Origin of the sequence: Pseudomonas sp. REP124, from assembly GCF_020164475.1 — a bacterium.
Lineage (GTDB): Bacteria > Pseudomonadota > Gammaproteobacteria > Pseudomonadales > Pseudomonadaceae > Aquipseudomonas.
The window spans coordinates 21,078-31,616 of sequence record NZ_JAIQWX010000068.1 but is presented as its reverse complement, the minus strand read 5'-3'; the positions used below and the strand labels follow the sequence as shown (position 1 = coordinate 31,616).

Annotated in this window: 13 protein-coding genes; 4 read left to right on the top strand and 9 right to left on the bottom strand. The window is 60.9% G+C overall.

The window, feature by feature from the left end:
• Positions 1–23: 23 nt before the first annotated feature.
• Complete coding sequence (locus tag K9857_RS17450) at positions 24–614, bottom strand: HD domain-containing protein (protein WP_224537797.1); 591 nt, start codon at positions 612–614, stop codon at positions 24–26.
• An 18-nt stretch (positions 615–632) separates the two neighbouring features.
• The gene (locus K9857_RS17445; RefSeq protein WP_224537795.1) at positions 633–944 is read right to left on the bottom strand and encodes an Mpo1-like protein; all 312 of its coding nucleotides are present in this window, start codon (positions 942–944) and stop codon (positions 633–635) included.
• A 159-nt stretch (positions 945–1,103) separates the two neighbouring features.
• Between K9857_RS17445 and K9857_RS17440 the strand changes: the two genes are divergently transcribed.
• Complete coding sequence (locus K9857_RS17440; RefSeq protein WP_224537794.1) at positions 1,104–2,165, top strand: AraC family transcriptional regulator; 1,062 nt, start codon at positions 1,104–1,106, stop codon at positions 2,163–2,165.
• Here K9857_RS17440 and K9857_RS17435 read toward each other — a convergent pair.
• Positions 2,122–3,576, bottom strand: coding sequence for a TrkH family potassium uptake protein (locus tag K9857_RS17435; protein ID WP_224537792.1), 1,455 nt, complete (start codon positions 3,574–3,576; stop codon positions 2,122–2,124). The two genes, K9857_RS17440 and K9857_RS17435, sit on opposite strands and share 44 nt — an antisense overlap.
• Positions 3,577–3,697: 121 nt before the next feature.
• On the opposite strand from K9857_RS17435, the gene K9857_RS17430 reads away from it, so the two are divergent.
• Positions 3,698–4,264: an NAD(P)H nitroreductase gene (locus tag K9857_RS17430; RefSeq protein ID WP_224537790.1), complete on the top strand. Its 567-nt coding sequence runs from the start codon at positions 3,698–3,700 to the stop codon at positions 4,262–4,264.
• A gap of 315 nt (positions 4,265–4,579) precedes the next feature.
• Here K9857_RS17430 and K9857_RS17425 read toward each other — a convergent pair whose 3' ends face one another.
• The 6 genes from K9857_RS17425 to K9857_RS17400 form a co-directional block, all read right to left on the bottom strand.
• The gene (locus K9857_RS17425; RefSeq protein ID WP_224537788.1) at positions 4,580–5,923 is read right to left on the bottom strand and encodes an ATP-binding protein; all 1,344 of its coding nucleotides are present in this window, start codon (positions 5,921–5,923) and stop codon (positions 4,580–4,582) included.
• A 64-nt stretch (positions 5,924–5,987) separates the two neighbouring features.
• Positions 5,988–6,437, bottom strand: coding sequence for a Spy/CpxP family protein refolding chaperone (locus K9857_RS17420; protein ID WP_224537786.1), 450 nt, complete (start codon positions 6,435–6,437; stop codon positions 5,988–5,990).
• 327 nt (positions 6,438–6,764) lie between these two features.
• On the bottom strand, positions 6,765–7,442 hold the full coding sequence (locus K9857_RS17415) for a response regulator transcription factor (protein ID WP_224537785.1): 678 nt from the start codon (positions 7,440–7,442) through the stop codon (positions 6,765–6,767).
• 7 nt (positions 7,443–7,449) lie between these two features.
• Entirely contained in the window at positions 7,450–7,863 is a 414-nt protein-coding gene (locus tag K9857_RS17410; protein ID WP_224537783.1) for a translation initiation factor 2, read from the bottom strand.
• A gap of 121 nt (positions 7,864–7,984) precedes the next feature.
• Complete coding sequence (locus K9857_RS17405) at positions 7,985–8,284, bottom strand: YciI family protein (protein WP_008156126.1); 300 nt, start codon at positions 8,282–8,284, stop codon at positions 7,985–7,987.
• Between the two features lies 1 nt (position 8,285).
• Positions 8,286–8,882 (bottom strand): septation protein A, encoded by a 597-nt coding sequence (locus tag K9857_RS17400; protein ID WP_224537781.1) that lies wholly within the window; start codon positions 8,880–8,882, stop codon positions 8,286–8,288.
• Positions 8,883–8,969: 87 nt separating this feature from the next.
• Here K9857_RS17400 and K9857_RS17395 point away from each other — a divergent pair, with 87 nt between their 5' ends.
• Complete coding sequence (locus K9857_RS17395; protein WP_224537779.1) at positions 8,970–9,833, top strand: PHP domain-containing protein; 864 nt, start codon at positions 8,970–8,972, stop codon at positions 9,831–9,833.
• A gap of 13 nt (positions 9,834–9,846) precedes the next feature.
• Positions 9,847–10,476: an L-threonylcarbamoyladenylate synthase gene (locus K9857_RS17390; protein WP_175378387.1), complete on the top strand. Its 630-nt coding sequence runs from the start codon at positions 9,847–9,849 to the stop codon at positions 10,474–10,476.
• The last annotated feature ends 63 nt before the right edge of the window (positions 10,477–10,539 follow it).

Below are 10,539 nucleotides of genomic sequence, written 5' to 3'. Positions count from 1 at the left end.
AGCGAGGCTTGCCCGCGAAGCTTTTACGCTGGCGCGTGCTCTTCCATCGCCGCTTTGTAAATCGAGTTCTTCGGCTGCGCGAACAACCGCTCCATCATCGGCTCGAAGAAACTCAACGGCAGCGTGTCGTACTCTGGATCGAACGCCGCCGCATCGTACTTGGCGCAGAATTCGACGGTCGCCAGATACTGCGGATGGCCCTTGAATTGCTCGCGCAGGTGGCGATCCATCCCCAGGTGATGGAAGAAGTAGTAGCCCTGGAAAACCCCGTGTTTCTCCACCATCCACAGATTCTCGGCGCTGACGAACGGCTTGAGAATCGCCGCGGCGATGTCCGGGTGATTGTAGGAACCCAGAGTGTCGCCAATGTCATGGAGCAGGGCGCAGACCACGTATTCCTCATCGCGACCGTCGCGCCAGGCGCGGGTGGCGGTTTGCAGGGAATGGGTCAGGCGATCCACCGGGAAACCGCCGAAGTCACCTTCCAGCAGCTTCAGATGCGCCATGATTCGTGATGACAATTGGCGAGCGTAGGCGCTGAAGTCCGCGGCGATGATCGCCCAGTCTTCCTGAGTGCCGTCTTTCATGTGAGTGAAACGAGCGTTGGCATTCATCGGCGATCCTCTCGTGATCTAGAACGGCACGCGTCCCAGAACCATGTCCCGATACATGACGAAGTCACCGAGCAGGCTGTAGAAGGGATGCTGGAAAGTCGCGGGACGATTCTTTTCGAAAAAGAAGTGCCCGATCCAGGCGAAGCTGTAGCCCGCCACTGGCACCAACCACAGCAGCATCCAGGCGCCGCGGCCAATGGTCATGGCCAGGATGAAAATCACCAGCGTGGTGCCGATGAAATGCAACCTGCGGCAGGTACTGTTGCTGTGTTCACTGAGGTAATAGGGGTAAAACTCAGCGAAGCTGTTGAATCGTCTGATGTTTTCCACGACTGCGATCTCTGTGGTTATTGTTCTGACTGCAAGTTGTTCTGCGGGTAGCTTATTTGAGTCTAGAGTGAACAGTGGCGCGAGCCAGTGACAATCGGCGCCACTTTAGTATCCTTCGGAAATTGGCCGTGAAAACGGCACTTCATGCAAGAACCCGACATGAGCGAACGAACGACTTCTGCAAGCTGGGCGATGGGGATTGTCAAAGCACTGGAAATGGACGGCCTGGATTGCAAGGTTCTGTTCAAACAGCTGGGGCTCGACTACGCGGCGCTGGACGATCCGGACGCCCGCTTCCCCCAAGACTCCATGACACGACTGTGGCAACGCGCGGTTGAGCTGTCCGGCAACCCGGCGATCGGCCTGAACATGGGCAAGGTGGTGCGACCGGCGCAGTTTCATGTCACCGGCTACGCCCTGATGTCCAGCCAGACCCTGGCCGATGGATTCCGGCGACTGGTGCGTTATCAGCGCATCATTGCCGAAAGCGCCGACCTGAGCTTTCGCCTGCTGGATGAGGGCTACGCGCTGATTCTGACGGTGCATGGCGATCATCTGCCGCCGACCCGACAAAGCGCCGAGGCCTCGCTGGCCTGCGCCCTGGCACTGTGCGGCTGGCTGACCGGGCGCACGCTGCATCCGCGCAAGGTGCTGGTGCAGGGCGACGAGCCGGTCAATCTCGAACCCTACAAACAAGCCTTCCACGCGCCGCTGGTGTTCAACGCGCCCTACGATGCGCTGATTTTCGAGCGCGCCGACATGGAGGCGCCGCTGCCGACGGCCAATGAAGCCATGGCCCTGCTGCACGACCGTTTTGCCGGTGAGTATCTGGCACGGTTTTCCGAGAGTCGCGTCACTCACAAGGCCCGCCAGGTGCTGTGCCGACTTTTGCCCCAGGGCGAACCCAAGCGCGATGCCGTGGCGCAGACGCTGCACCTGTCGCAGCGCACCTTGCAGCGACGCTTGCAGGAAGAAGGCACGAGCTTCCAGACGCTGCTAGACGACACCCGACGGGAACTTGCCGAGCAGTACCTGGCGCAACCGTCCATGACCCTGCTGGAAATTGCCTACCTTTTGGGTTTTGCCGACCCGAGCAACTTCTTCCGCGCCTTCCGCCGCTGGTTCGACACCACCCCCGGCGAGTACCGGACGCGGCTAGTACAAGGGCCGGCGCCGGTCAGTGACGCCAGAACGCTGGAATACACAGCACAAACACCGTAATGATCTCCAGTCGGCCCAGCAGCATACCGAACGAGAGAATCCATTTCGCGGCATCCGGCAGGGACGCGAAGTTACCCGCCGGGCCGATGGTCTCGCCGAGACCCGGCCCGACACCGGACACGGTACTGGCCGCGCCGGTGAGGGCGGTCATCCAGTCCACGCCGAGCAGCGACAGCAACAGCGCGATCACGCAGATGGTGATGGCGAAGAAGAACGAGAAGGTCAGAATCGAACGCACGATCTCTTCATCGAGACGGTGACCGTTGTACTTCTGCTTGATCACCGCCCGTGGGTGGATCAACTGATTAAGGTTGGCCTTTAGCAGGATGTAGGCCACCTGGAAACGGAAGATCTTGATTCCACCGGCGGTCGAGCCTGAGCAGCCACCGACGAAGCCCAGATAGAAGAACAGCATCAGCGAGAAATTGCCCCACAGGCTGTAGTCCCCCAGCGCGAAACCGGTGGTCGTCACCACCGAGGTCACGTTCAGCGCCACATGCCGCAGTGCATCCAGCCAATGCAGCTTGGTGGTCCACCAGTACCAGGTCCCCAATACCAGCCAGGTCACCAGCAACATGCCCAGCAGGCCCTGCACCTGCTGATCCCTGATCAACGCCTTGCGATTGCCGCGCAAGGTCGCCACGTAGAGGGTGAACGGCAGGCTGCCGAGAATCATGATGACGATCGCCACCCAGTGCACCGCCGGTTGCGTCCATTTGGCCAGGGACTGGTCCGAGGTGGAAAAACCGCCGGTGGAAATTGCCGACATGGCATGGTTGATCGCATCGAAGGGGCTCATCCCGGCCCACCAGAACGCCAGGCTGCCCAGAATGGTGATGCCGACGTAGGCCGCGACGATCAGGCGCGCCACCATGTGCGAGCGGGGCATGACTTTTTCCGAGCGGTCCGATGACTCGGTCTGGAACAGGCGCATGCCACCGATTCGCAGCAGCGGCAGAATCGCCACCGCCATACCGATGAACCCGATGCCGCCGATCCAGTGCAGCAACGAGCGCCACATCAGGATGCCGGGGGACATGTCGTCCAGGTGATTGAGCACCGTCGATCCGGTGGCGGTGATGCCGGACATGCTTTCGAAGAACGAGTCGGTGTAACTGATGTGCTGGGTCAGCAAAAACGGCAGGGCGGCGAAGATGCACACCACCAGCCAACTGCTGACGGTCAGCAGGTACATGTCCCGTGGCCTTAGATGAACGTGTTCGGGACGTCCCGGAATCACCAGAGCGAGGCCTGCGACAAAGGTAATCATGCTGGCCCAGAGGAACGACGGCAGATCGCCCGTGCGATCGAAGATCACCAGGGTGGCCATAGGCACGACCATGGCGATGGCCAGCGTAATCAGGAAGATGCCGATGATGAAACCAATGAGACGTAAGGTCGGCAACGCCATGAAATCCGCTCGGCTGTGATGAGGAAGGGCGCCATTCTACCTGTGGGGCAGGGCATGTAAACCGGCACTCCGGCAGGAGTTACAGCTAGAATAGCCGCACATTTTTTTCAGGAGGTGGCCGATGCAGGCTCTCGACGTTTTGCTCAACCGTGTTTCTGTCCCGCGACTGATCGAACCGGCACCGACCCAGGCGCAGCGCGAAGTGCTGTTCGGCGCGGCCATGCGCGCCCCGGATCACGGGCATTTGCAGCCGTGGCGTTTCCTCACGGTCGAAGGTGCGGCGCGCGAACAGATGGGTGAATTGCTGGCTGAAGCGGCGCAGATGCAGGAAGGCGAAGTGACCGAAGCAGCCATCGACAAGGCGCGCAATGGTCCGTTGCGTGCGCCGTTGGTGGTTGTGGTGATCGCTCGGGTGCAGGATCACGTCAAGTATCCAAAGTCCGAGCAATTGCTGGCGGCAGGCTGTGCGGCCCACGGTATCTTGCTGGCGGCCTATGCCCAAGGTATCGGCGCGGTATGGCGTACAGGTGATCTTGCCTATTCGCCGCATGTGGCCAAGGGCCTGGGGCTGGCGGAAGGCGAAGAAGTGATTGCATTCCTTTACCTGGGCACGCCGCAGAAAGAGCCACGTGTAGCGGAAAAGGTCGATCTGGCGGAGTTCGTCAGCGCCTGGCCCGGTAAACCGTAACCCTCGTAGGAGCGAGGCTCGCCCGTGAAGGCGGCCTCACAGACGACCTGGCTTTTCGGATGTACCCAGAACCCTGTGGGAGCGGGCTTGCCCGCGAAGGCGGCCTCAGAGACGACCCGATTTCACGGCTGTACTCAGACCCATTGTGGGAGCGAGCCTGCTCGCGATGGAGGACCAGACACCGTGGGGCGTCAGGTTGCCAGCGTTATCGTTGACGTCTATCGCGAGCATGCTCGCTCCTACAGTGGTTTGGGGTCGCACGCAAAATTTGTGTCTGGTCACAGAACCTTTGTGTAGGCGCCGCGATCTTTTGCTTCACGGCTGTGCCACCACCCCCGGCACCAACGGCAATTCCAGACTGGCCACGAACCCGCCCTCCGGGTGGTTGGCCAGCACCAGGCTTCCGCCATGTCGCTCAGCCGCGCGCCGGGCGATGGCCAGTCCCAAACCGTGACCGGCGGCGGCTTGTCCAGGCGCCCGGTAGAACGGTTCTCCCAGTTGATTCAGGTGTTCAGCGTCTACCCCGGGGCCGTGGTCGCGCACGGTGACGACGATTCGTTCGCCGTTACGCAAAGCGAGCATTTCGATCGGTTGTCCGCCCGCCGGGTTGAAGCGTTGGGCGTTGCGCAGCAGGTTGTCCACGGCGCGCTCGATCATCGTTGGCCAGCCGCGCAGGCTCAGTTGCGGTTCGGCTTCCAGGCGCACGCTTTGCTCCGGCGAGCCCAGTTGCGCGTCCTTTTGCAGGCCATTGAGCAGGGCGTTGAGGTCTACGTCTTCGGCGCTGGCGTTGTCAGCGTCGACCCGGGCCAGCACCAGAATTTCACTGATCAATGCTTCGAGGCGGTCGCACTCGCGGGTCAGGCGCGGCCAGAGTTTTTCCCGCTCTTCCGGGGACGCCCGCTCGGCCAGGGCCAGGGCGATGCGCAGGCGGGCAAGGGGCGAGCGCAATTCGTGGGAAACGTCGCGCAGCAATTGCCGCTGGCTGCCGATCAGGCTTTGCAGGCGTGCGCCCATGCGGTTGAAGTCGTTGGCCAGCACGCCGAATTCATCGCGTCGATTGGCCAGTTTTACCAGACTGTTCTGTTGATAGGCGGTCTGCCCCAGATCATGCACTGCACCACGCAAGCGGCTGAGCGGACGGGTGATGGACAGCGTCACCAACAGACTGAACAGGGTCAGCACCACCAGAGCGATACCCAGCGCACTCAAAGGCCAGAGCAGGCTTTCGCGGTGCCAGGCGTCCAGTTCCGGGTGGGGAATGCGGTAGATCAGCAGGTAGGTGTCGCCGGTTTTTTCGCTGGTGTATTCGTCGGTCAGGCGACGCCAGGGCAGGCGTCGGTCATCGTTGTTCTGCCGCGCTTCGAAAGCCGCCGCACGACGGGGGAAAGTGCCGCGCACCACCGGATCACCGCTCTCATTCAGGACCTGAACGTCGATGTGATATTGGCGTTTGCGCTGTTCCAGGATGTCCTGGGCGGCTTCTTCGCCCTGGGATTCGTAGGTTTGCGTCCATTGTTCGGCCAGGGTGTTGAGTCCCGGATGGCGACTGAGAATCCACGCGTCCTGATTGAGCATGTGCCCGAGCAGAATGGACAGGCCTGCAACCAGAGTGATGGCCAGCCAGAAGCTGGCCAGGATACGCCAGAACAATGAACGCACGAAAAATCCTCGGGAGAGCAAAAAAGACCCAACGGCGTTGGCCGTTGGGTCCGGGGTTAACACATTATTGCGCTTTTTGCGGTTGTTGCGCTTTCCACGCCTTGAACTCGGCCCATTCGGCGCGACGCTCAGCCTTTTGCTTCTGGATCTCGTCGAATTTCTTCTGTTGATCCGGTTTCAGCACGGCCCGAACATCGGACTCGGCTTTCTTGTGGTTGGCGGCCATCTCGTCTTTCATGGCTTTCTGGTCGGCTGGCGAGAGTTTTTCCAGGTACTTGTCGACCACTTGCTTACGCTCGTGCATCTGCTCGCCCATGATCTTGCGGATCTGCTCGCGTTGTTCGCGGCTCAGGTCCAGCTGGCTGTACGGGCCTTTACCGTGCATGCCGTGCATCTGACCGCCGTGGCGTCCACCGTCCAGCGGGCCACCCATCGGGCCGCTGCCTTCAGGCATGGCCATGGCCACGGTCGGCAGAGCGGCGGCGAACATCAGAGCGATAAGAGTCTTGCGCATGGTGAATCTCCTTGTCTCATTCCCGGTACGTTCCGGATGAGTACAGATTACGGAGATCAAGGTCAGCGGCGGTCAGCGGAGCGTAAAGCTTGGGTAAAGACGATTTTGAACTGACCTGACAATTCGGCTACTCCAACCTCACCGACTGAACATGCCCTATGTAGCAGCTGCCAAGCTCCAGCGCGGCTGCGTCCGACCGCGCAGCGGTCATCATCGCCTCTCGCAGCATGCAAGCAGGAACGCGGGCGAAGGTTTTTGCGATTGCTGCGCAATCGGACGCAGCCGCGCTGGGGCTTGGCAGCTGCTACAGGAGAGATCGTCTGGGCTTCACAGGCTGTAGTAGTAACCGCGGCTGCGCAGCGCCACGATGCGCGGGCGGCCGTCGGGATGCGGGCCGATTTTCTTGCGCAGGTTGCTGACGTGCATGTCGAGGCTGCGGTCGTACAGCGTCAGCTTGCGGCCGAGGGCGATTTGCGCCAGTTCCTGTTTGTCCAGCGGCTCGCCAGGCTGTTTGAGAAGGGCTTCGAGCAGACGGCTTTCGGACACCGTCAGGGAAAACTCCTGTTCATTGATGCTGACCACGCCGCGCACCGGGCTGAACGCCAGGTCGCCGAGTTCGATCTGGCTGGACACCGCTGCCGGATGGCTGCGGCGCAGCACAGCGCGCAGGCGTGCGGTCAGCTCTCGCGGATCGCAGGGTTTGGCCAGGTAATCGTCGGCGCCCAATTCCAGGCCGAGGATGCGGTCCAGCGGTTCGCCCCGGGCCGAGAGCATCACGACCGGCAGATCCGGATGATCGCTGCGCAATTGCTTGAGCAGTTCCAGGCCGCTGCCATCGGGCAGCATCACGTCCAGCACAACCGCCGCCGGAGAGGTTTCGGCCAGGGCACGACGGGCGCTCTGGCCATCGTGGCAGGCCCGAACCTGAAAGCCTTCCTGGCTCAGCCAACTGCTCAGGAGCTCACACAGCTCCTGGTCATCATCAATTAGTAACAGCTCGCTCATGACTCACTCAATTTAGCCATTGTCGACGTTTTCGACTTGCACCACTGGCGAAGATACCGCAGAGCAGGGCCAATAGCGCAACTGCGGCGCCAACGACGAACCACTGTTGCTGATCGGTCAGCAGGCGCGACGTCACGCTGCCGGCCTGGGCTTCGCGAAGTTGCAGCTTCAGGCGCTGGTTCTCCTGGCGCAGGCGGGCCAGCAGGGGGCTCTCGCGTTCGCTATCGGCGCTCTGCAATTGTTTGTTCAATTCTTCCCGTTGCCGCTCGCTCTCTTTCAAGCGTTGCTGCAACTCGTTTATCTGGCTGCCGGCGCTCAACGACAACGGCGTCGAGTTCGCGCCCTCGGCGTGTTCTTCACCATGGGCGGGGGCCACGATCGACAACGTGACCAACATCAGACACAACGGACCCTTGCGCATCGCGACTCCTGATTCCAATACGGGTATTGGGAAGTTGTCGGCCGGCAAACGTGAATAATGAGCGATTGAGAGCGCAGTGAACCGATAAGGTTCACCGCGCGGGGGTATTGCGAGGGGAAAGTTACGGCAGGACTTGCTTGAACGGCTTGACCGAAACGTTGGCGTAGACGCCGGCGGCAATGTACGGATCGGCATCCGCCCAGGCCTGGGCGGCGCTCAGGGAGTCGAATTCGGCGACGATCAGGCTGCCGGTGAAACCCGCGGCGCCCGGATCGTTGCTGTCCACCGCCGGGTGCGGGCCGGCCAGCACGATGCGACCTTCGCCCTTGAGCACTTGCAGGCGCTCAAGGTGGGCAGGGCGCGCGGCCAGGCGAGCTTCCAGGGAGTTGGCGACGTCTGTGGCAATGATTGCGTAAAGCATGTCAGTCCTCGGTTTTGGGCGATGGGGTATCGGCGTCATGCAGGTGGCGGGACAGGTAGATACCCTGACCGACCAGGAACAGCAGCGTCATGCCCAGGCTGCCGAAGACCTTGAAGTCGACCCAGTAGCTCTGGAAGGTGAACGCGACGAACAGGTTGGCGGCGCCGCAAAACAGGAAGAACACGATCCAGGCGATGTTCAGGCGCGTCCAGACCGGCTCCGGCAGTGTCAGTGCATGGCCCATGATGCGTTTGATCAGCAGGCGGTCACCGATGAAGTGGCTGCCGATGAACCCTAAGGCAAACAGCCAGTTGACCACCGGGGCTTTCCATTTGAGGAAGGTCTCGCTGTGGAAGGCCAGCGTCAAGCTACCGAAGACCAGACAGGCGATCAGCGTCAGCCATTGGCTCTTCTCCAGCTTGCGCTGCTTGATGAACAGCGTGCCGTACACCACCAGCGAACTGATGATCAGCATCGCCGTGGCACTGTAAATACCGCCTACAGTTACCTCGTGACCGGCAATGTCGACGACCCGTGGATCGATTTTGAAGACGATGAAGAACAGCAGGAGCGGGATGAAATCGATGAATTGTTTCACAGTGGCAGCCAGAAGCAGGATGTGGCGGCATAATAACAAACATATGGGCGCGCGATAGCGCCAGCTGATTTGAGGTTACAACACTCCGTGAATGTTGATTTGCACTGCCATAGCACGGCCTCCGATGGCGCTCTGGCGCCTGCGGTTCTGGTAGCGCGTGCGTTCGAGCACGGCGTGCGAGTCCTGGCCCTGACCGATCACGACACCATCGAAGGCCTCGAAGAGGCGCGCGTTGCCGCCAAACAATTGGGGATGCAACTGGTCAATGGCATCGAATTGTCCTGCACCTGGGGCGGCGCAACCATTCATGTGCTCGGCTACGGTTTCGATGTCAATGCCGCGCCGTTGCTTGAGGCTATCGCCAAATTGCACGATGGTCGCTGGCTACGGTCTGAAGAGATAAGCCGCAAACTTGCATTGAAGGGCATGCCCGGCGCGCTGGAAGGCGCCCGGGAAATCCAGCAGGAACTGGGCGACAGCGGCAATGCGCCGGCCCGTCCGCACTTCGCCGACTGGATGGTGCGCGAGGGGTTCGTCAAGGATCGCGCCGAGGCGTTTCGCAAGTGGCTGGGCGCCGGCAAGCTGGGGGACGTCAAGCAACACTGGCCGACCCTGGAAGAAACCGTCGGAACCTTGCGAGAAGCCAATGCCTGGGTGAGTCTGGCCCACCCATGGCATTATGATTTCACCCGCAGCAAGCGTCGTCGTCTGATTGCCGACTATATTCAAGCAGGGGGCCAGGCAATTGAGGTGGTCAATGGTCATCAGCCTGCAGAGCAAGTAGGCAGCCTGGCCATTCTGGCCCGCGAGTTCGGTCTGCTGGTCAGCGCCGGCAGTGATTTTCATGGCCCTGGAGGCTGGTCCGAGATAGGCGAATATCGCCCGCTCCCGGAGGATCTGCCACCACTGTGGTGTCGATTCAAACATGACCCAATTATTGCCGTCGTCTGAACAGGTAGAGAATGTGAGTCAATTTTTCCAGATTCATCCGGAAAACCCGCAACCGCGCCTGATCAAACAGGCAGTCGAGATCATCCGCAGCGGCGGGGTGGTGATTTATCCCACAGACTCTTCCTACGCAATTGGTTGCCAGATCGGTGACAAGGTCGCCGTGGAGCGCGTGCGCCGATTGCGCGGACTCGATGAAAAGCACAATTTCGCGCTGATCTGCAGCGATCTTTCGCAACTGGGCCTGTTCGCCAAGATCGACACCGGCACATTCCGCATTCTCAAGGCCCATCTGCCAGGCCCTTACACCTTCATTCTCAACGCCACCCGCGAAGTCCCGCGGCTGCTGTTGCACCCGAAAAAACGCACCATCGGCCTTCGCGTCCCCAGTCATCCGATTGCCCTGGCGCTGCTGGAGCAACTGGGTGAACCGCTGATGAGCGTGACCCTGATCATGCCCGGTGAAACCGATCCGATGAGCGATCCCTACGAAATGCGCCAGTTGCTCGAGCATCAGGTCGACCTGATCATCGACGGTGGCTTTGGCGGCATCAAAGCGTCCACCGTGATCAACATGGCCGACGGTGAACCTGAAGTGATCCGCGTCGGTTGCGGCGATCCCACGCCGTTCATGGCCGAGGCCTAGATGTCCGCAGTAGAACCCGTCGACCCGCAAGCCGGTGCCCAGCAAGAGCTGCCATTCGCCATG

What these genes read in the sequence shown, in the direction of transcription:
- K9857_RS17415 (WP_224537785.1), bottom strand. Translation starts at nt 7,442, where the DNA reads ATGAGCGAGCTGTTACTAATTGATGATGACCAGGAGCTGTGTGAGCTC.
- K9857_RS17435 (WP_224537792.1), bottom strand. Translation starts at nt 3,576, where the DNA reads ATGGCGTTGCCGACCTTACGTCTCATTGGTTTCATCATCGGCATCTTC.
- K9857_RS17410 (WP_224537783.1), bottom strand. Translation starts at nt 7,863, where the DNA reads ATGCGCAAGGGTCCGTTGTGTCTGATGTTGGTCACGTTGTCGATCGTG.
- K9857_RS17420 (WP_224537786.1), bottom strand. Translation starts at nt 6,437, where the DNA reads ATGCGCAAGACTCTTATCGCTCTGATGTTCGCCGCCGCTCTGCCGACC.
- K9857_RS17405 (WP_008156126.1), bottom strand. Translation starts at nt 8,284, where the DNA reads ATGCTTTACGCAATCATTGCCACAGACGTCGCCAACTCCCTGGAAGCT.
- K9857_RS17440 (WP_224537794.1), top strand. Translation starts at nt 1,104, where the DNA reads ATGAGCGAACGAACGACTTCTGCAAGCTGGGCGATGGGGATTGTCAAA.
- K9857_RS17450 (WP_224537797.1), bottom strand. Translation starts at nt 614, where the DNA reads ATGAATGCCAACGCTCGTTTCACTCACATGAAAGACGGCACTCAGGAA.
- K9857_RS17430 (WP_224537790.1), top strand. Translation starts at nt 3,698, where the DNA reads ATGCAGGCTCTCGACGTTTTGCTCAACCGTGTTTCTGTCCCGCGACTG.